Source organism: Streptomyces sp. NBC_00271, from assembly GCF_036178845.1.
Lineage (GTDB): Bacteria > Actinomycetota > Actinomycetes > Streptomycetales > Streptomycetaceae > Streptomyces.
In genome coordinates this window covers 3,039,523-3,058,571 of sequence record NZ_CP108070.1, presented here as the reverse complement: position 1 = coordinate 3,058,571, position 19,049 = coordinate 3,039,523, and the positions used below count along the sequence as shown (strand labels likewise).

General features: G+C 72.9%; 18 protein-coding genes. 10 read left to right on the top strand and 8 right to left on the bottom strand.

The window, feature by feature from the left end; all coding sequences use genetic code 11:
- Positions 1-19: 19 nt before the first annotated feature.
- From OG798_RS14410 to OG798_RS14400, 4 genes are all read right to left on the bottom strand, one after another.
- Positions 20-1,129 carry a PP2C family protein-serine/threonine phosphatase gene (locus OG798_RS14410; protein WP_267061335.1) on the bottom strand — a complete coding sequence of 370 codons (1,110 nt, stop codon included), beginning with the start codon at positions 1,127-1,129 and terminating at the stop codon, positions 20-22.
- 194 nt (positions 1,130-1,323) lie between these two features.
- Positions 1,324-1,890, bottom strand: coding sequence for an NAD(P)H-dependent oxidoreductase (locus tag OG798_RS14405; RefSeq protein WP_267061334.1), 567 nt, complete (start codon positions 1,888-1,890; stop codon positions 1,324-1,326).
- Between the two features lie 82 nt (positions 1,891-1,972).
- Entirely contained in the window at positions 1,973-2,095 is a 123-nt protein-coding gene (locus OG798_RS56550) for an SDR family oxidoreductase (RefSeq protein ID WP_353962282.1), read from the bottom strand.
- Complete coding sequence (locus OG798_RS14400) at positions 2,056-2,742, bottom strand: SDR family NAD(P)-dependent oxidoreductase (protein WP_267061333.1); 687 nt, start codon at positions 2,740-2,742, stop codon at positions 2,056-2,058. Before OG798_RS14400 ends, OG798_RS56550 begins: the two co-directional genes overlap by 40 nt.
- Positions 2,743-2,978: 236 nt before the next feature.
- On the opposite strand from OG798_RS14400, the gene OG798_RS14395 reads away from it, so the two are divergent.
- The gene (locus tag OG798_RS14395) at positions 2,979-3,416 is read left to right on the top strand and encodes a winged helix-turn-helix transcriptional regulator (RefSeq protein ID WP_267061332.1); all 438 of its coding nucleotides are present in this window, start codon (positions 2,979-2,981) and stop codon (positions 3,414-3,416) included.
- Here the strand turns inward: OG798_RS14395 and OG798_RS14390 are convergent.
- Entirely contained in the window at positions 3,409-4,533 is a 1,125-nt protein-coding gene (locus OG798_RS14390; protein ID WP_328757145.1) for a TDT family transporter, read from the bottom strand. The genes OG798_RS14395 and OG798_RS14390 overlap by 8 nt on opposite strands.
- A gap of 70 nt (positions 4,534-4,603) precedes the next feature.
- Here OG798_RS14390 and OG798_RS14385 point away from each other — a divergent pair, with 70 nt between their 5' ends.
- Positions 4,604-5,560 (top strand): LysR family transcriptional regulator, encoded by a 957-nt coding sequence (locus OG798_RS14385; RefSeq protein ID WP_097226395.1) that lies wholly within the window; start codon positions 4,604-4,606, stop codon positions 5,558-5,560.
- Between the two features lie 221 nt (positions 5,561-5,781).
- Positions 5,782-6,747: a phosphotransferase gene (locus OG798_RS14380; protein WP_121416665.1), complete on the top strand. Its 966-nt coding sequence runs from the start codon at positions 5,782-5,784 to the stop codon at positions 6,745-6,747.
- On the opposite strand, the gene OG798_RS14375 is transcribed toward OG798_RS14380, so the two are convergent.
- Positions 6,716-7,441, bottom strand: a complete 726-nt coding sequence (locus OG798_RS14375) for a gamma-glutamyl-gamma-aminobutyrate hydrolase family protein (RefSeq protein ID WP_328757142.1) — start codon at positions 7,439-7,441, stop codon at positions 6,716-6,718. The two genes, OG798_RS14380 and OG798_RS14375, sit on opposite strands and share 32 nt — an antisense overlap.
- Before the next feature lie 71 nt (positions 7,442-7,512).
- A complete protein-coding gene (locus OG798_RS14370; protein WP_060902306.1) occupies positions 7,513-8,250 on the bottom strand; it encodes a FadR/GntR family transcriptional regulator in 738 nt (245 codons plus the stop codon).
- 77 nt (positions 8,251-8,327) lie between these two features.
- On the opposite strand from OG798_RS14370, the gene OG798_RS14365 reads away from it, so the two are divergent.
- The 5 genes from OG798_RS14365 to OG798_RS14345 are packed head-to-tail and all read left to right on the top strand — an operon-like array spanning position 8,328 to position 14,104.
- Entirely contained in the window at positions 8,328-9,698 is a 1,371-nt protein-coding gene (locus OG798_RS14365) for a glutamine synthetase family protein (RefSeq protein ID WP_095855636.1), read from the top strand.
- 11 nt (positions 9,699-9,709) lie between these two features.
- Positions 9,710-11,089, top strand: a complete 1,380-nt coding sequence (locus tag OG798_RS14360) for an aldehyde dehydrogenase family protein (protein WP_328757137.1) — start codon at positions 9,710-9,712, stop codon at positions 11,087-11,089.
- Positions 11,086-11,913: a 3-oxoacyl-ACP reductase gene (locus OG798_RS14355; protein WP_373559007.1), complete on the top strand. Its 828-nt coding sequence runs from the start codon at positions 11,086-11,088 to the stop codon at positions 11,911-11,913. Before OG798_RS14360 ends, OG798_RS14355 begins: the two co-directional genes overlap by 4 nt.
- A gap of 24 nt (positions 11,914-11,937) precedes the next feature.
- Positions 11,938-13,218 carry a haloacid dehalogenase-like hydrolase gene (locus OG798_RS14350; RefSeq protein ID WP_328757135.1) on the top strand — a complete coding sequence of 427 codons (1,281 nt, stop codon included), beginning with the start codon at positions 11,938-11,940 and terminating at the stop codon, positions 13,216-13,218.
- Between the two features lie 28 nt (positions 13,219-13,246).
- Positions 13,247-14,104, top strand: a complete 858-nt coding sequence (locus OG798_RS14345; protein ID WP_328757133.1) for a DUF2510 domain-containing protein — start codon at positions 13,247-13,249, stop codon at positions 14,102-14,104.
- 6 nt (positions 14,105-14,110) lie between these two features.
- On the opposite strand, the gene OG798_RS14340 is transcribed toward OG798_RS14345, so the two are convergent.
- A complete protein-coding gene (locus OG798_RS14340; protein ID WP_328757131.1) occupies positions 14,111-15,313 on the bottom strand; it encodes an amino acid deaminase/aldolase in 1,203 nt (400 codons plus the stop codon).
- Between the two features lie 734 nt (positions 15,314-16,047).
- Here OG798_RS14340 and OG798_RS14335 point away from each other — a divergent pair.
- On the top strand, positions 16,048-17,778 hold the full coding sequence (locus OG798_RS14335) for a hypothetical protein (protein ID WP_328757129.1): 1,731 nt from the start codon (positions 16,048-16,050) through the stop codon (positions 17,776-17,778).
- Complete coding sequence (mycP, locus tag OG798_RS14330; RefSeq protein ID WP_328757127.1) at positions 17,775-19,037, top strand: type VII secretion-associated serine protease mycosin; 1,263 nt, start codon at positions 17,775-17,777, stop codon at positions 19,035-19,037. The genes OG798_RS14335 and mycP overlap by 4 nt, the downstream gene beginning before the upstream one ends.
- Positions 19,038-19,049 lie beyond the last annotated feature (12 nt).

Here is a 19,049-nt window from a genome sequence, read left to right as displayed (position 1 = left end):
CGAACGCGGCGGGCCGGGTTCACAGGCGCACGATGACCAGGGCGGTGTCGTCGGTGGCGTCACCGGGTGGGGTGAGGTCGGTGAGTACGGCGTCGGCGAGGGTTTCGGGGTCGTCTGCCTGGTGGCGGCCCAGGGAGTCGGCGAGCCGGGCGAGACCCATGTCGATGTCTTCGCCGCGGCGTTCGATCAGACCGTCGGTGTAGAGCACGAGGACGGCGCCCTCGCGGAAGGCCGCGACAGCCTGGATCCGGGGGCCGTGTTGAGGACGGGCGGCCAGGGGTGGGTCGGTGGCCTGGTCCAGGAACTCGACGGTCCCGTCCCCATGCAGGAGCGCTGGTGGGGGGTGGCCGGCGCTGCTGTAGGTGATGGTGTGGTTCTCCCAGTCGATGAATGCCGTGGCCACGGTGGTGTTCTCGGCGCCGTCGACGGTGCGGGCGTACAGCCCGAGGACTTCCAGGGCGCGGGCGGGGCCTTCGGGGACGAGAGAGGCGGCGGTGAGGGCGCTGCGCAGTTGTCCCATGACGCCGGCCGCGTACAGGCCGTGGCCGACGACGTCGCCGACGGCGACGGCGATGCGATCGCCGGGCAGGTCGACCAGGTCGTACCAGTCGCCGGCCACATTCAGCGCTTCGGCGGCGGGCCGGTAGCGAACGGCCGCCGGGTGCCGGCCGACCGGGCGAGGAGCGGGCAGCATGGCTTCTTGCAAGGTCAGCGCGACTTCACGGGCGCGGATGAGTTCGGTGACGTCCTCCACCCGGTGCAGCAGCATCGTCACCCGCCCATCAGTTCCGAATACGGGAATGTTGGTCATGTTGAAATACCGCTCGTGCCATACCCCGGGCTGGTCGGGGTCCTCGCTGTCGTAGCGCTGCAGCGCCACGATGCTGCGCTCACCGGTGGCCGCCGCCCGGCGCAGTGACGCGAGAACTCTGAGCAGGAGAGGCTCGGCGGGGTCCTTGTCGGGGCGGTCCTCGGGCAGGAAGCGACCGACCAATTGCTCGCGGGGCAGGCCCCGCAGACGCAGGAACTCCGCGTTGGCGTCCGCGAAGATCAGCTGCGGAGTCACCAGCGCCACCGCCCCGGGAAGGGCCTGGAACACCGCCGCGTAGTCGACCGCCGGTTCAGCCATGGGTTTCCTGCTCACCGCGTCTCTGTCTGCCTTTTCACGATACGAGCAGGGAGTCACGGCTCGCACCAGGAGATCGCCGCGCTCCCACGCCGTCGGTGCGCCTTGTGTACGGGTCACGCCGGGTGGAAGGCCGTCCCTTGCCCGCCACCCGGCACCGGAACGCTTCCGCTCGGAGCGTGCCGGGGACACGGGGCTCAGGACGCGGGGGCCTCGATGGCGGCGGCGAGGGCGCTGAGCACCTGCCTGAGCTGCGCGACGGCTTCGGTGTCATCGGCCGGGTGGGTCTCGGCGAAGCGGGTCACCGATCCGGGTATCGCGAGTGTGGCGTCCTCCAGGGTCGTGGCGCCCGCGATACCGGCGGACTTGCGGGCGTCGTCCTGGGCCCACACGCCGCCGTACTGACCGAAGGCGGTGCCGACGACGGCGGTCGGCGTACCCGCCAGGGCGCCGGCGCCGAACGGGCGGGACAGCCAGTCGATGGCGTTCTTCAGCACGGCGGGCATGGTGCCGTTGTACTCGGGGGTGACGAGCAGGAACGCGTCGGCGCGCGCGGCGGTCTCGCGCAGGCGGGTGGCGGCGGCGGGACGCCGCTCGTCGGTGTCGATGTCCTCGTTGTAGAAGGGCACCTCGGCCAGGCCCTCGTAGAGGGTGACCTCGACGCCGTCGGGGGCGTGTTTGACGGCGGCCTCGGCGAGCTGACGGTTGTGCGAGCCGGAGCGCAGGCTGCCGACGAGGGCGAGGACTTGGACGTGGCCGGACATGGGTTCTCCAGATATGGACGTGCCGACGGAACTGATGCGTACTGGGGGAGGTGTGGATCTTGGTCCGCGGTGGCGAGCGGCGCTACTCGCGCATGGTCAGGCCGCCGTCCACCGACAGGATCTGGCCGGTGATCCAGCTGGACTCCGCGGACAGGAGGAAGACGATCATGGAGGCGAGGTCCTCGGGCTCACCGAGCCTCGGCAGCGCGGTCTTCTCCGACAGGGCCTCGCGGACCTCGGGGGGCGTCCGGCGCGGACGTTCTCCGTGAGGACGACCCCGGGGGCGACGGCGTTGGCCCGGATGTTCTTTCGGCCCCACGCATGGGCGGTGTGGCGGGTGAGCGCATGCAGGGCGATCTTGGACGAGGCGTACGCGGTGAGCCACGCCTCCCGCTGCCACGCCGCCAGGGAGGAGACGTTGACGATCGAGCCGCCGCCCGCGGCGACCAGGGCCGGCAGGCTTTCGCGGATCACGAGCCCGGTGCCGGTGACGTTGATGCGCATCATGTCGGCCCACACGTCGGGGTCCATGGTGTCGACGCCCTGGTCGCGGGCCATGAGGTCCGCGCTGACGGCGGCGGCGACATTGGCGACGCCGTCGAGTCGGCCGAACCGGTCAGTGGTCCGGGCGACCAGGGAGGCGATGGAGCCCTCGTCCCGAAGGTCGAACTGGACCGTGAGCAGCCGATCGGCCGCTTCCGATGACTGCTCGCGGATCCGCGCGAGCTTCTCGGCGCTGGTACCGGCCGCGGTCACGCGGGCGCCTTCGGCCAGCAGTCGCCGCACGGTGACCGCGCCGATGCCCGATCCGCCGCCGGTGACGATGAAGACCTTGTCCTTGAGCCCTTCCACGGCTGGACACATCCTTTCGGCTTGTGAGGAAGCGGCGTTGGAGCGGCAGGTGGGAACAGTGCCGGAGGCGATGCGGCGGGAATACGCCTGACGTGCCCGGTGGTTGCCGCGCTGTGCGCAGAACGACCGCTTCGACCAGTGCGTTGATGCCTGGTGCGCAGCCCACTGTGCAGGAGCGCGACAAGGGTTACAAAAGGCATGTTTATGTTCCTGAGGAACATCGGAAGGGCGTTTTGGTGAGCAACGATGAGGGCCGGGCGGCTTCCACCGGCGCGTCGCGGGTGAACGTACTGCGCCTCTCGGGCCCGTGTGAGCGCTGGGACGAACGGGACGCGGACTTCATCCGCGAGATCCTCGACCTGGTGGGCGACAAGTGGAGCATGCTGGTCATCGGCGCCCTGGCCGTCCGCGACGCTCGCTACTCGGACCTCGACACCGAGATCCCCGCCATCTCCCGGCGCATGCTCACCCTCACCCTCAAGCGCCTTCAGCGCAGCGGGCTGGTCGACCGCACCGCCTACGCGGAGGTGCCGCCCCGCGTCGAGTATTCCCTCACCGGTCTCGGCTCCTCCCTGCTCTCCGCCATCGAGCCCCTGGCTGCCTGGTCCGCCGGACAGCGCACCGAGATCCGACGCCACCAGGACGCGTACGACAGCGGAGTTGCTTCTACCTAGGTGTTGCGAGCAGTTCGCCGCTGACCAGGCCACGCGCGGTGCGGGCGGCGGCCACGCACCAGGCGGCCACGAGAAGCGCGAACAGGGCGACCGCGAACCAGTCGAACGCGACCAGCCCGGTGTGCCGGGCCAGGCCCTCGGCGCCGGTGACGCAGGTCCCCACCGGGAAGGTGAACGCCCACCAGGTCATCGCGAACCCCATGCCCTGTCGGCGGGCCCGCGCCACCAGCGCGCCTGCGAGGCCCAGCCACAGCAGTGCGAAGCCCAGCACGGGGACGCCGTAGAGGACGGCGAGCATCCCGAAACCCTGGTCGTAGGGGACGGGCACGACGCCCGGTGCGAAGTCCGCGAACTTGCCGACCGCGGTCGTGGACTGGCCGAGCGGACCGAGCACGAGGAACAGCGTCGGAGTGAGCGCGAGCGGCAGCGGTCCCGCGGTGATGAGCCGGGTGAAGATCACCGGCAGCATCACGAAGGTGGCCAGCAGGCTCAGCCCGAACAGCGCGAAGCACCCGAGAAGCAGGGTCTCCCGGGGCTGGCCCGGGGGCAGGTGGGGCACGAGGAGTGGTCCGAGGGCGGCCGACACCATGGGCGCGACGAGGGGGAGCAGCCAGACGGGCGTGGCCTGGTCGGCGCGGATGCGGTGGCGTACGACCATCAGGTACGGGATGGCCAGGGCGGCGGCGAGTCCGACGGCCGTGCCGGCGGTGAACAGTACGGCGTCCACGGCGACCGCCGCCCGCGTCCCGATCCAGTACCGGCCGACGACGAGCGCGCCGCCGCCCACGGCCAGCAGGGCCATCGCCAGGCAGCCGTAGAAGGGGGCCATCGCCGGGTCGAGGAGGTGGGCGCGGGCCTGGTCGCGGTGGTACGTCCAGTGCAGGGCGCGGGCGCCGAGCAGGGTCACGAGCATGAGGGCCGAGAGGGCCCAGACAGCCGTGCAGAGGGTTCGCAGGCCCGGGACGTCGCCGGGGAGTCCGGCGCCCGCCGTCGCCACGATCGCGGTGCCCATGACGGAGGCGTACCAGTTCGGGCCGAGGTACCGGACAACGGTGACGCGTCGGCGTCCGACTTCGGCGGCGGGGGTCGACAGGAGGGGCTGGGCTGCGGTGACCATGCGTCCACGGTCGCGCGCCCGTCGGGTCCCCACCAGGGAGTACGGGTCTATGGGGGCATAAGCTGGCTTTATGGGTGTGAGTGCTGAGGGATCGACGGAGGGTGGCCGGTCGGGGCAACCGGAACCGGTCGCGGTCGGGATCGCGCATCGGGTGCCCGACCTCGGGGCGCTGGAACTGCTGCTCGCGGTGGCGCGGCTCGGGAGTCTCGGGCGGGCGGCGCGGGAGCTGGGCATCACCCAGCCCGCGGCCAGCAGCCGGATCCGTTCCATGGAACGGCAGCTGGGCGTCGCGCTCGTCGACCGCTCGCCCCGGGGCTCGCGGCTCACCGACGCCGGCGCGCTGGTCACGGACTGGGCGCGGCGGGTCGTGGAGGCGGCAGAGGCGTTCGACGCGGGGGCGCAGGCGTTGCGGGACCGGCGGGACTCTCGGCTCAGGGTGGCGGCGAGCATGACCATCGCCGAGTATCTGCTGCCGGGGTGGCTGCTCGCGCTGCGCGCGCAGCGGCCGGACACGGCGGTGTCGCTTCTCGCCGGGAACTCGACGGCGGTGGCGGAACGTCTCCTCGCGGGCGAGGCGGACCTCGGCTTCGTGGAGGGACTGTCCGTGCCGCCCGCCCTCGACTCGACGGTCATCGCGCACGACCGGCTGATCGTGGTGACGGCGCCGGGGCATCCGTGGGCCCGGCGTCGCGCGCCGCTCGCGGGGGCGGAGCTGGCCGCGACGCCGTTGATCCTCCGGGAGGAGGGGTCGGGTACGCGGCAGGTGCTCGACTCGGCGTTGGGTGGGTTGGCGCGGCCGTTGATCGAGCTGTCCTCGACCACGGCGGTGAAGGCGGCGGCGGTGAGTGGGGCGGGGCCCGCCGTCCTGAGCGAGCTGGCCCTCGGTGAGGAGTTGTCGACGCATCGCCTGGTGAGCATCCCGCTGTCCGACGTCCAGCTCCGCCGGGCCCTTAGGGCGGTATGGCCCACGGGCCACCGCCCCACGGGCCCGGCACGGGAACTGCTCTCACTGACACGAGGCTTGTAGGCCACAGCCACGGGTGAGTGTGTCGGGTGCGGGTGGGTGGGGGCTGGTCGCGCAGTTCCCCGCGCCCCTAAAAGCCTTCAGCCCGTCCGGCGTTTGAGGACGAGGCCGTTCAGGCCGACGCGGGGGTCTGGGGGTGCAGCCCCCAGGGACGGGACGGGTAGGGGCGGCGGGGGCGGAGAAATCGGTGGCGGTCGGGGCAGGGGCCCCGCAGGATGCGGGGCATGACTGCGACCGCTCCGCCCGCCGCGGGCCCCCGCACACCCTGGGAAGAACTCCCGCGCACGCTCCGGGACGCCGTCGCGGACGTGCTCGGCGCGCCGGTGCGGACGGCCGTCACGCAGCAGGGCGGCTTCTCACCCGGTGCCGCCGCCCGCGTGACCACCACGGACCACCGCAGTGCGTTCGTGAAGGCGGTCAGCGCAGAGACGAACCCCGACAGCCCCACCCTGCACCGAACGGAGGCGAGGAACGCCTCCGCACTCCCGCCGAACACCCCGGCCCCCAGGCTCCTCGGCACCTACGACGACGGCACCTGGGTCGCCCTCGTCTTCGAGGACGTGGCGGGCCGACAGCCCCATGTGCCTTGGCGGGAAGGTGAGTTCAGACGCGTGCTCGACGCCGTCGAGGAGTTGGGGCGGGCCCTGACGCCGGCACCGTTCGACGCCCCGACCGCAGCGCAGTCCCTGGCCCACGCCTTCCAGGGGTGGCGGCAGCTCATCGACTCCGGGGACACCGGGGGCGAGGGCCTCGACCCGTGGATCGCGGCGCACCTGCACGAACTGGCCGAACTCTCCGCCCCGTGGACCGAGTTCGCCACCGGCGAGACCCTCGCGCACGGTGACCTGCGCGCGGACAACGTCCTGCTCACGGAGGGCGGCGGGGTCGTCTTCGTCGACTGGCCGCACGCCGTGCGTGCCGCCCCGTGGTTCGACCTGCTGCTGATGCTCCCGTGCGTCCGCGCCCAGGGCGGCCCCGACCCGGAAGAGGTGTTCACCGCTCACCCACTGGGCCGCGACGCTGACCCGGAAGGCGTCACCGCCACCCTGGCGGCCCTCGCCGGTTTCTTCGTCCAGCAGTCCCGGCAGCCACCGCCCCCGGGTCTGCCGACCCTGCGCGCCTTCCAGCACGCCCAGGGCGCCGCCGCCCTCGCCTGGCTCAGGAAGCGGCTCGCACCAACGCTCGCATGACCCTCAGGTCCACGCCCATCTCGGGATGCCACTGCACACCCAACACCCAGCGGGAAGAGGGGAGTTCGATCGCCTCCACCGTTCCGTCGAGCGCGTGCGCCGAGGCCGTCAGTCCCTCTCCGAGACGTTCGACCGCCTGGTGGTGATACGTCGGCACGGCGCATGTCTCCGGCGCGACATCCCCGTACAGACTCCCCGCCACCGGCGTCACCTCGTGGCGCCCGAAGACCCCGACGTCCTTCACATGCCCGTCGATGTGCTGGACGAGCGTGCCGCCGAGGGCGACGTTGAGGAGCTGCATGCCCCGGCAGATGCCGAGAAGCGGGGTGCCGGCCGCCAGCGCGGCGTCGATCAGGGCGAGTTCCCAGGCGTCGCGGGCCGCGGCCGGGGGTCCGGTCCGCGGGGAGCGCTCGGCGCCGTAGTGGACCGGGTCGACATCGGGGCCGCCCGCGATCACGAGGCCGTCGAGACGGGCGACGGTCGACGCGGCGTGGGAGGGGTCGTCCGGCGGCAGCATCGCGGCGAGACCCCCCGCCGCCTGGACGAGCCGCGGATAGCCGGCCGGCAGCAGAGCGGCCTCCAGCTCCCACACCCCCCACCGAGCCCCGGCCTCCAGATACGTACTCACGCCGATCAGCGGTCTGCCCACGCCGCTCACACCGTCCACGCCGCCCGCACCGTCCGTACCTCCCACGCCGCGCTCCCTACGGATTCAATGGAATGCAGTCATACCTTTGAAGCCTTTGTACGGTACCGGCAGAGGGCTCACGCCAGGAACCCCCTCAGGAGCGCCGCCGTCCCCGCGCAGTGCTCCCGCATCATCTCCCGAGCCCCGTCCGCGTCCCCGTCGAGCACCGCCTCGACCAGCGCGGTGTGCTGGCGCTGCGAGTGCTCCAAGTTGCGCACCAGGAGCGGGATGCAGTCGAGCAGGTCGTTCACGGAGGCGCGGACGGCCGCGTACTGGGCCGTCAGGGACGGCGAACCGCTCAGCTCGGCGAGGGTGAGGTGGAGCAGGGTGTCCAGGCGCCGGTAGTCCGCCAGCGGCGCCTCGTGCGTGCGGGCCAGCGCCTCGCGCAGTCGCTCCGCCTGCTCCGGGGAGAGCCCGTGCGTCGCGCACAGCCCCGCCGCCCCCACCTCCAGCACCTCACGGAAGCGCAGGACGTCCTCGATGTCGACCTCGGCGAACCGGCGCCGCAGCTCGTCCTCGCCGGGGGTCTCGGCCCTCGGCACCACGAACGTGCCGCCGTAGCGTCCGCGCCGCGACTCGACCAGACCCTGGTCCTGGAGCACCTTCAGCACCTCGCGCAGCGTCACCCGGCTGATCCCCAGCCGCTCCGCCAGCTCCCGCTCCGCGGGCAGCCGTCCACCGCCCGGCACCAGCCCCAGCCTGACCACCTGGAGGATCTGCTCCAGTGCCTCCTCGAAACCGTTGCCCGCCCGCACCGGCCGCAGCACCGGCGTCAGTCGGTCGTCCACACCACCGTCGGCCTCCGCCCGCGTCATCTGGTCGTGCCCCCTTCCCAAGCAATGGTTCTCCGCAATACCTTATGGCTCTCGGCTGACCCAAGGAGGCTTTTCCGGTGGCAGACCGCACACCCCCGCTCGCCGTCGAGGAGCTGCACGCCCTCGTCGCGGGCGGCGAGATCGACACCGTCGTCCTGGCCTTCCCCGACATGCAGGGGCGGCTCCAGGGCAAGCGGTTCGCCGCGCGCTTCTTCCTCGACGAGGTCCTCGAGCACGGCACGGAGGGCTGCAACTACCTCCTCGCCGTCGACACCGAGATGAACACGGTCGACGGGTACGCCATGTCCTCCTGGGACCGGGGCTACGGCGACTTCGCCATGCGCCCCGATCTCAGCACCCTACGGCGGGTGCCGTGGAACGAGGGCACCGCCCTGCTCGTCGCCGACCTCGTCTGGAACGACGGCTCCCCGGTGGTGGCCGCGCCCCGCCAGATCCTGCGCCGCCAGCTCGACCGCCTCGCCGCACTCGGCTACACCGCCCAGGTCGGCACCGAGCTCGAGTTCATCGTCTTCAAGGACACCTACGAGCAGGCCTGGGACGCGAGCTACAAGGGGCTCACCCCGGCCAATCAGTACAACATCGACTACTCGGTCCTCGGGACCGGGCGCATCGAGCCGCTGCTGCGCCGCATCCGCAACGAGATGCAGGCCGCGGGGCTGACCGTCGAGTCCGCCAAGGGCGAGTGCAACCCCGGCCAGCACGAGATCGCCTTCAAGTACGACGAGGCCCTCGTCACCTGCGACCAGCACGCCATCTACAAGACCGGCGCCAAGGAGATCGCCTCCCAGGAGGGCGTCTCGCTCACCTTCATGGCGAAGTACAACGAGCGCGAGGGCAACTCCTGTCACATCCACCTCTCGCTCACGGACGCGGACGGCGCGAACGTGATGGCCGGCTCGGCGCAGGACCCGGGCGGCATGTCCGAGGTCATGCGGCACTTCCTCGCCGGGCAGCTGGCCGCCCTGCGCGACTTCTCGCTCCTCTACGCGCCCAACATCAACTCCTACAAGCGCTTCCAGCCCGGCTCCTTCGCGCCGACCGCCGTCGCCTGGGGACATGACAACCGCACCTGTTCGCTCCGCGTCGTCGGTCACGGGCGCTCGATGCGCTTCGAGAACCGGCTGCCCGGCGGTGACGTCAATCCGCACCTGGCCGTCGCCGGGCTCGTCGCGGCCGGCCTGTACGGCATCGAACAGAAGCTGGAGCTGCCGGAGCCGTGCGCGGGCAACGCGTACACCGCCGAGTACGCGCATGTGCCCACCACCCTGCGCGAGGCCGCCGAGCTCTGGGAGAACAGCCCCATCGCCAAGGCCGCCTTCGGTGACGAGGTGGTCGCGCACTACCGCAACATGGCCCGCGTCGAGCTGGAGGCCTTCGACGCCGCGGTGACCGACTGGGAGCTGCGCCGCTCCTTCGAACGCATGTGAGAGGTCCTTCCTTGTCGAACGAGCTCGATCTCCAGGTACTCAACCCGGCCACCGAAGAGGTCCTCGCCACCGTCCCGGCCGCCACCGCGGCCGACGTGGACGCCGCCGTCGTACGCGCCGTGCGGGCCCAGGCGACGTGGGCGGCCCTCCCGCCCGCCGACCGCGCCCGCCTGCTGCGCCGCTTCGCGGCCGTCGTCGACGAACACCTGGAGGAACTCGCCCGGCTGGAGGTGCGCGAGGCCGGGCACACGGTCGGCAACGCGCGCTGGGAGGCGGGCAACGTCCGAGACCTGCTCGACTACGCGGCCGGGGGAGTGGAGCGGCTCACCGGCCGCCAGATCCCGGTTCCGGGCGGCCTCGACGTGACCATCCTCGAACCGCTCGGCGTCGTGGGCGTCATCGCGCCCTGGAACTTCCCGATGCCGATCGCCGCCTGGGGCACCGCCCCGGCGCTCGCGGCCGGGAACGCCGTCATCCTCAAGCCCGCCGAGACGACCCCCCTGACGGCGCTCCGGCTGGCCGAGCTGGCTCTGGAGGCCGGTCTGCCCGAGGGGCTCTTCCAGGTGCTCCCCGGCCACGGCCCGGTCGCGGGCAACGCGCTCGTCGAGCACCCCGGCGTCGCGAAGATCGTGTTCACCGGGTCAACGGCCGTGGGCAAACAGGTGTTGGCGAAGGGCTCGGCCCTGCTCAAGCGCGTCACCCTCGAACTGGGCGGCAAGAGCCCCAACATCGTCTTCGCCGACGCCGACATCGAGGCCGCCGCGGCCGCTGCGCCCATGTCCTTCCTCGACAACTCCGGCCAGGACTGCTGCGCCCGCACCCGCATCCTCGTCCAGCGCTCCGTCTACGACCGCTTCGTCGACCTTCTCGCCCCGGCGATCGAGTCCGTCGTCGTCGGCGACCCCGCCGACGAGCAGACGCAGATGGGCCCGCTGATCTCCCGGGTGCAGCTGGAGCGCGTGCGCTCGTACGTCCCCGCCGACACCCCCGGTATCCGCGGCAAGGCCCCCGAGGGCCCGGGCTTCTGGTTCCCGCCCACCGTCCTCACCGGTGTCGAGCCCCACGCGCGTGTGGCCGTCGAGGAGGTCTTCGGCCCCGTCGCCGTCGTCCTGCCCTTCGAGGACGAGGCGGACGCGATCCGGCTCGCCAACGCCACCGAGTACGGCCTCTCCGGCTCCATCTGGACCCGTGACGTCGGCCGCGCCCTGCGCGTCTCGGGGGCCGTCCGCGCCGGCAACCTGTCCGTCAACTCCCACTCCAGCGTCCGCTACTGGACCCCCTTCGGCGGCTTCAAGCAGTCGGGGATCGGTCGCGAACTCGGCCCGGACGCGCTCACCGCCTTCACCGAGACCAAGAACGTCTTCATCAGCACGGAGGGCCCCGCACAGTGACCGAAGTCACCGCAGGCACCGCAGGCACCGAAGCCACCGCGGACGCCGAAGGAATCATCTGCCGCCGCCTCGTCGGCCGTACCGCCGTCATCACCGGCGCCGGCAGCGGCATCGGTCTCGCCACCGCCCGTCGGCTCGCCTCCGAGGGTGCCCACGTCGTCTGCGGCGACGTCGACGACGCCCGCGGCAAGGCCGCCGCCGACGAGGTCGGCGGGATCTTCGTCAAGGTCGACGTCACCGACCCCGAGCAGGTCGAGGCGCTCTTCAAGACGGCGTTCGACACCTACGGCTCCGTCGACATCGCCTTCAACAACGCGGGCATCTCGCCGCCCGACGACGACTCCATCCTGGAAACCGGCCTGGAGGCCTGGAAGCGCGTCCAGGAGGTCAACCTCACCTCCGTCTACCTGTGCTGCAAGGCCGCGATCCCCTACATGCGGCGCCAGGGCAAGGGCTCCATCATCAACACGGCGTCCTTCGTGGCCCGGATGGGCGCGGCCACCTCGCAGATCTCGTACACGGCCTCCAAGGGCGGTGTGCTGGCCATGTCCCGTGAACTGGGCGTCCAGTTCGCCCGCGAGGGCATCCGCGTCAACGCCCTGTGCCCGGGACCGGTCAACACCCCGCTGCTCCAGGAACTCTTCGCCAAGGACCCCGAGCGTGCCGCACGCCGGCTCGTCCACATCCCCGTCGGCCGGTTCGCCGAGGCCGAGGAGATCGCCGCGGCGGTCGCCTTCCTCGCCAGCGACGACTCCTCCTTCGTGAACGCCTCCGACTTCCTGGTGGACGGGGGGATCTCGGGCGCGTACGTCACGCCCCTGTAGATCACCCCGGTATATGCACGTTCCATGCGATATCGATCCGTTCGTGCCTCTTTCGCGTGGACCCTGGTCGCGGCCGCCACCCTGGCGGCCGCGCCAACCGCCTCCTCCGGCACCCGCCCCGACTGCCCTCGGCTTTCCGCGCGTTGGTACGGCGACAACCGCGCCCACCTGCAACAGGTGATCGACGAGCGAGGCACCTGCGCCGGGCCGAACCCCTCGGCGGGCCGCCCGGTCGCCGCCTTCGACTGGGACAACACCGTCACCAAGAACGACGTCACCGACGCCACCCTCGCCTGGGCCCTGGGACACGACAAGATCCTGCGCCCCGTGCGCTGGCGGGACACCAGCCAGTGGCTCACGGACACGGCGGACCGGGCACTGACCGCCGCCTGCGGCACCACCACACCCGCGGGCGCACCCCTCCCCACCTCGACCGAGCCCCGCTGCGCCGACGAGATCCTCGAGATCCGCGAGAACGGCCGGACCATGAGCGGCGCCGCCGCCTTCGCCGGTACCTGGAACCACCGGCGCACCGTCCCCCAGTACGCCTGGGTGCCCCAGCTCTTCGCCGGACGCACCGTCGCCGAGCTGACCTCGTACGCCCGCAGCGCCCGTGCGCAGGCACTCGCCGCGCCCCTCGGCTCGACGCGGACCCTGGGCACGCACACCGTCCCGGCGTACGTCCGCTACTACGACCAGCAGCGCGAGCTGATCCGTACCCTCCAGAGGGCCGGATTCGACGTCTACGTCGTCTCCGCGGGCGCCGAACCGGTCACCGAGGTCTGGTCGCGGGGAGTCGGCATCGACGCCCGGCACACGATCGCCATCCGGTCGGTCCTCGACCGGCGCGGCCGGATCACCACCCGGAACGAGGGCTGCGGCGGCGTACCCGCGACCCGGGGCGAGGCCATCCCGTACATCGACGGCAAGCGCTGCTGGATCAACCAGGAGATCTACGGCGTCCACGGCGCCGCGGCCTGGCGGCGGCAGAACCCACGCCACCGCACCGCGCTCGCGGCCGGCGACGCCGACACCGATGTGACCTTCGTCGGGGACGCCACCGGAGCCCACCTCGTCCTCAACCGCAACAAGAGCGAACTCATGTGCCGCGCGTACGACGACGCCGACGGCCGCTGGGTGATCAACCCGATGTTCATCGGGCCACTGCCGCGCAGGCCCGAGCCGTACCCGTGCGCGGCGAGCGCCTACAACGCGACCGGCGGCGGCGGGGAACCCGTCCTCAGGGACGACGGTTCGGTCGTACCCGACCAGAAGGACACCGTCTACGGAACACCCGTGTACTGACGTTCGGGGCGCGCCCTAGAGTGCCGGAATGAGCATGACGCCTCCGCCCGGCTGGTACCGCGACCCCGCGTACCCGCTCGTCGAGCGCTGGTGGGACGGCACCGCCTGGACGGACCACCGGCGAGGACCCGAGGCACCCCAGGTGCCCCTGGCACCGCCGCGACCCGTCGGCGGCGGCTCGGGACGTGCCAAGGCCGTGGCGCTCGTCACCGCCGGAGTCGTCCTGGTCACCTCGATCGTCACGGGCGCCTTCGTGCTCGGCCGGGAGGGCGGCGGGGGCACCGCGGCCACACGGACCACCCCGCCCACCGCACCCGCACAGACCACCGGCTCCCCGGCCGATCCGTCCTCCGGCGACCCGTCCGTCGTCGTGGACGAGCTCAACGGCATCACGCTGCCGCTGTTCGACGGCTGGGTCCGTGCCCATGACGTCGCCGAGGACGACGTCATGATGACCACCCCCGGCACCTACGACTGCCCGGGCGACCCCGGCCTGTGCCGGCACGGGCGGGTCGTCTCGCGCACCGTCACCGCGAACGACGAGAGGTCCCCGAAGGCCCTCGCCGAGCAGGACATCGCGGACGCCGCGAGCAGCGCGTACGACCGCGATCTCCTCGACAACCGGCCCTTCCACGGCGTCACGTCCCACCGGCAGCTGCGGGCGAGCCCGGTCGCCGTCGCGGGCAGCGTCGGATACCTCGTGCGCTGGCAGGTGAAGACGGGGGTGGGACCCGGCGGTTACGTCGAATCGCTGGCGTTCCCCTCCGGCGTGGGCTCACGGGCCCTCGTCATCGTCCGCTTCGTGTTCGACGCGGGTGCGGACGGGCCGCCGCTCACCGACATGGACCGGATCACCGAGGGAATCCGGCCGGTGAGCGCGCGGTGAGCCCCGCTACAGGAAGGTGTGGCCCTCTCCCCGGTACGTCGGGACGGTCGCCGTCACCGTGTCGCCTTCGACCAGGTGCAGCGCGTCGAACCGCTCGCACAGTTCCCCGGCCTTCGCGTGCCGGAACCACACCTTGTCGCCGATGAGCAGGTCGTCCGCCGGAGCGCCGAGCAGCGGCGTCTGCACCTCGCCGGGGCCCTCCTGGGGGTCGTAGCGCAGCCCCTCCGGCAGGTAGGGGACCGGCAGCCGGTCGGGGCCCGGGGCGCCCGAGGCCGGGTAGCCGCCGCCGAGCACCGTGACGACCCCGACACCCGGCCTGCGTACCACCGGCTGCGCGAAGAGCGCGGCCGGACGCCCGCTGAACGACGTGTAGTTGTCGAACAGCCGAGGAACGTACAGCCCGGAGCCCGCCGCGATCTCGGTGACCGCGTCCTCGGCGGCCGTGTGCTGCACACTGCCCGTCCCGCCGCCGTTGACGTACTCGAGGTCCGGCTCCACGGCCCGTACGGCACGGACCACCTCGGCGCGCCGCCGCGCGAGTTCCTTACGGGCGGTGGCCTGCATGAGCCTGACCGCACGCGACCGGAAGGGCCGCCCCGCGACGGCGTCACCGACACCCGCGACATGCCCCTCGTACGCCATGATCCCCACCAGCTTGAACCCGGGCCGGCGGACCACGGCGCGGGCCAGGTCGGCGACCTGGGCGGGCGAGTGCAGCGGCGAGCGCAGCGCCCCGACCCGCACCCGGCCGCCGAGCAGCTTGAGGGAGGTGTCCAACTCCAGGCACACGCGCACCACTTCGGTGCCGTCCCGGCGGGCCTCGTCGATCAGGTGGAGCTGGGCGGGGTCGTCGACCATGACGGTGACGGCGGCGGCGAGCTTGGGGTCGGAGGTCAGCTCGGCGAAGCCCCGGGTGTCCGCCGAGGGGTAGGCGAGCAGGATGTCGTCGAAGCCGGAACGGGCCAGCCAGATCGACTCGGCCAGGGTGAAGGACATGATCCCCGCGAAACCGTCCCGCTCCAGGACGCGCTCGAGCAGGGTGCGGCAGCGCACCGACTTGCTGGCGACCCGGATCGGCTTGCCGCCTGCCCTGTGGACGAGGTCGTCCGCGTTCGCGTCGAAGGCCTCCAGATCCACGATCGCGAGAGGGGCGTCGAGAGGAGCTGTGGCCCGGTCGTAGCGGGCCCGGTCTGCGGCGCGGGCAGTCATGACCGAAGCCTGCCAGACTCGATTACCGCAGGGTAGGGGGACGTTCCGGGCAGAAGCCCCGGGCGCGCGGACTGGTTCCCTCCCTGCCCACGTCAACCCGTAGAGTGACGCGCACGCAGGGAGGAACGACCTTGTCCGGGCGGGTCGTGCCCGGGATGACGGTCCGTCGGCACGGGTATGGGTGCTCGTGACGGGTGAGTCGCCGAGGTGGTTTCTTCCGTACACGTGAGCGGCCCGGCGGATTCCGGGCCGGGTCGGTAGCCCGGGTACGAGGAAACGGGGGGTGCATGAGCACGGAAGCGCGCCGCGCCTCCATCCCGCCGCGCCCGGCCACCCCACCCCGCCCGGCACAGCCGCCGGGAGAGTCCCCCGAGGGGACGGTCTCCCCCGAGGCGGCAGCGTCTCCCGCGCAGGACACCCCACCGCCTCCCACGCAGGGCCGCACCGGCTCCAGGCCCTCCCGCCCGGCGACCCCACCACGGCCCGCACAGTCTCCGGCGAGCGGGGAGGACGTTCCCTCCTGGTCGGCGACCCCGCCCCGGCCTGAACGGTCTGCGAGGAGCGAGGGCGGTGTGCCGTCCCGTGCGGTGACCGCACCGAGGCCCGAGACGTCTCCCGGGCGTGGGAATCCGGTGCCCCCGCAGAGGCCCGAAGCGCCGTCCGCGGGGGGCGTCACGCCGCCGCGTCCGGCGACCCCGCCACGACCCGAGCAGTCCCCCGCGGGTGGGGACGCGGTGCCGCCCCGCCCGAAGTACCTGCCCTCGGGCGCCACTTGGCGGCCGCGTCCGGCCGAGCCGCCCGTGGGTGGCGAGCCCTGGTCGCTGCCGAGCCCGCAGGAACCGCCCGCGGCCACCGCCCCGGTGCCCCGCCGGACGGACCCGTCCGTGGTGGGCGAGCCCTGGACACTCCCCGACTCCGGGGACCTGCCCCCGACCGGCGCCCCGCGCCGCCCGGCGGAGCGGCCCACCACGGCTGACACCCCCGCCGCGCGCGCACCCCGGCAGAGCCGCCCGTCCCCGGCGGACGACACCATGACGCCGCCCCGTGCGGGTGCCGCCTCCCCGTCACCCGGTTCGTCCACCGCCGGGACACCGCGGTCGGGCGGTGAGTCCCGTACCCGGTTGTCGCCCGACGCTGCCGGGGCGTCCCGCGCGGGCGGTGGTTCCCGGCGGCCGGAGTCGGCCGGTTCCCCCGCGGACGCGGTCTCGCGCTCAGGTGAGCCGTCCGACGCCGTCGGCGATGTCATGGCGCGCCCGGACGGCGGCGGTACCCGGGCGGGGCGCCCCTTCCGGCTCTCGCACGACCCGAAACCGTCGGCGGGGTCGTCCTCCGCCGGTGCGGCGTCGCCACCGGCGCCGGGTGCCACCGGCACCCCCGAGCCCCCGCGCCACGAGCCGACGCACCCCCGCTTCCCCGGCCGGCGCACCACCCCCGCGTCCCCGCCCCCGCCGCCGGCCTCCGCCCGCTTTCCCGACGCCCCGCCGGCCGGTCGGCACCCCGGCGTGCCGCACCCCGGCCCGACCCGGCGGACCCCCGTACCCGAGGAGGGGATCACGGAGACGACCACGCGGCTGCGCCCCATCCCCGCGGAGCGGCCCGTCGCACCGTCCGCCCCCGTGAGCCCGGCCCCTGGCACGGCACGCCCGTACGTGTCGTTCGCGGAGCCCGAGACCTACGACGACACCACGCGCCCGCGCCACGTCGGCGCGCGCACTCGGCCCCGGGCGGCGGCGGCCGCGGCCTGCGTCGTGCTGGGCCTCGGCCTCATCGGTGGCGCGGCGGCCGGAAGCTGGCTGACCGGCGGCGGCACGGGCGCGGACGGTGCGCACAGCGCCTTCGTCGCGGCCGGAAGCCTGTGGCACAGCGTGCCCGTGGACCAGCTCTTCCCGCCCACCGTGCAGGGCCAGGGTGCGGGCCCCGGCGGCGCCGACCGCACCTGGACCCGACTGGCCGTCGCCCCGGACAGCGGCTGCGCGAACGCCTTCGATCCGCTTCTGAGCAAGGCGCTCGCCCCGGCAGGCTGTCTGCGGCTGCTGCGGGCCACGTACACGGACGCGACCCGCAGCCAGGTCACCACCGTGGGCCTGCTGTTCACCAAGGCGGACCCGGCGGCCATGACCGCGCTGAAGAACCGTTTCCAGCAGGAAGGCCTCGACCGGCGCACCGATCTGATGCCCAGTCCGTACGCTGCCAAGGGCACCGTCGCCGCCGGGTTCGGCGACGCCCAGCGCGCGTCCTGGACGGTGTCGGTGCTCACCGACGCGCCCGTCGTCGTCTACGCCGTCTCCGGCTTCGCCGACGGCCGTATCATCACCGCCCCGCAGCCCGCCGCGGACGCCATCAAGCCCGCTGCGACCACGGCCCCGGCCCAGGCGGGCCTGGGCCACGACGCACAGGGCCTCGCCGACCGCATCGAGCGCAGCCTGCGCAAGACCGTCGGCTCGGCCACGGAGAAGCCGTCATGATCCGCAGGGCCAGCACCAGCGGGGCCACCACCAGCGGGGCCACCAATGCGGCCGCCCGTAAGGCATCCCGCAGGGCCACCCGGAGGGCCGGAGCCCTGAGCGTCCTGCTGGCCGCCTCCCTCGCCCTGCTCCCGTCCACCGCCGCGCACGCCGACGGCATACGTGCCCAGCAGTGGGCCCTCGACGCGATGCACACCCAGCAGGCCTGGCGCACCACGAAGGGCCAGGGCATCACGGTCGCGGTCCTCGACACGGGCGTCGACGACCAGCATCCGGACCTGGTCGGCAACGTCCTGACCGGAAAGGACATGGTCGGCTTCGGGGCGCAGCGCGGTGACCGCGCATGGGCCCGGCACGGTACCGCGATGGCCGGGATCATCGCCGGTCACGGGCACGGCGTCGGCAACGGCGACGGAGTCCTGGGCATCGCCCCCGAGGCGAAGATCCTCCCCGTCCGCGTCATCCTCGAAGACGGCGACTCGGCCCGTACGAGGGCCCGCAACACCCGTGGCAACGCCCTCGCCGAGGGCATCCGCTGGGCCACCGACCAGGGCGCCGACGTCATCAACCTCTCCCTCGGCGACGACTCCAAGTCCGCCCATCCCGAGCCCGCCGAGGACGCCGCAGTCCAGTACGCCCTGAAGAAGGGCGCGGTCGTTGTCGCCTCGGCAGGCAACGGCGGTGAGAAGGGCGACCACATCTCGTACCCGGCGGCCTACCCGGGCGTGATCGCGGCCACGGCCGTCGACCAGAACGGCACCCGCGCCTCGTTCTCCACCCGCCGCTGGTACGCCACCGTCAGCGCCCCCGGCGTCGACGTCGTCATCGCCGACCCGGACGACAAGTACTACGAGGGCTGGGGCACCAGCGCCGCCTCCGCGTTCGTCTCCGGCGCGGTCGCGCTCATCAAGGCGGCCCACCCGGACCTGTCCCCGGCGCAGATCAAGAAGCTCCTGGAGGACACCGCCCGCAACGCCCCCAGCGGCGGCCGCGACGACTCCCGCGGCTTCGGCTTCATCGACCCCGCGGCGGCCATCGAGGCTGCAGGCCGCCTCAAGCCGGACAGCACGCACGCGGCGGCGTACGGCAAGAAGTACTTCGGTACGGGCCCCGACGCCGCCCCGGACGACAACCAGCCGTCTGGCTGGGTGGGCCCGGCGGCGGGCGGCGCGGGCGTGGTCCTGCTGGCCGCGTCGGTGATCCTGTGGCGAGGCCGCAGGTTCTCAGCGCAGGACGCATCGGGCGACGTGCCCCTTTAGGGCGCGGGGCTG

Excerpts from the sequence above, each read along its gene's own strand:
- OG798_RS14410 (WP_267061335.1), bottom strand. The coding sequence starts at position 1,129 with ATGGCTGAACCGGCGGTCGACTACGCGGCGGTGTTCCAGGCCCTTCCC.
- OG798_RS14405 (WP_267061334.1), bottom strand. The coding sequence starts at position 1,890 with ATGTCCGGCCACGTCCAAGTCCTCGCCCTCGTCGGCAGCCTGCGCTCC.
- OG798_RS14390 (WP_328757145.1), bottom strand. The coding sequence starts at position 4,533 with ATGGTCACCGCAGCCCAGCCCCTCCTGTCGACCCCCGCCGCCGAAGTC.
- OG798_RS14385 (WP_097226395.1), top strand. The coding sequence starts at position 4,604 with ATGGGTGTGAGTGCTGAGGGATCGACGGAGGGTGGCCGGTCGGGGCAA.
- OG798_RS14380 (WP_121416665.1), top strand. The coding sequence starts at position 5,782 with ATGACTGCGACCGCTCCGCCCGCCGCGGGCCCCCGCACACCCTGGGAA.
- OG798_RS14370 (WP_060902306.1), bottom strand. The coding sequence starts at position 8,250 with ATGACGCGGGCGGAGGCCGACGGTGGTGTGGACGACCGACTGACGCCG.
- OG798_RS14350 (WP_328757135.1), top strand. The coding sequence starts at position 11,938 with ATGCGATATCGATCCGTTCGTGCCTCTTTCGCGTGGACCCTGGTCGCG.
- OG798_RS14345 (WP_328757133.1), top strand. The coding sequence starts at position 13,247 with ATGAGCATGACGCCTCCGCCCGGCTGGTACCGCGACCCCGCGTACCCG.
- OG798_RS14340 (WP_328757131.1), bottom strand. The coding sequence starts at position 15,313 with ATGACTGCCCGCGCCGCAGACCGGGCCCGCTACGACCGGGCCACAGCT.
- mycP (WP_328757127.1), top strand. The coding sequence starts at position 17,775 with ATGATCCGCAGGGCCAGCACCAGCGGGGCCACCACCAGCGGGGCCACC.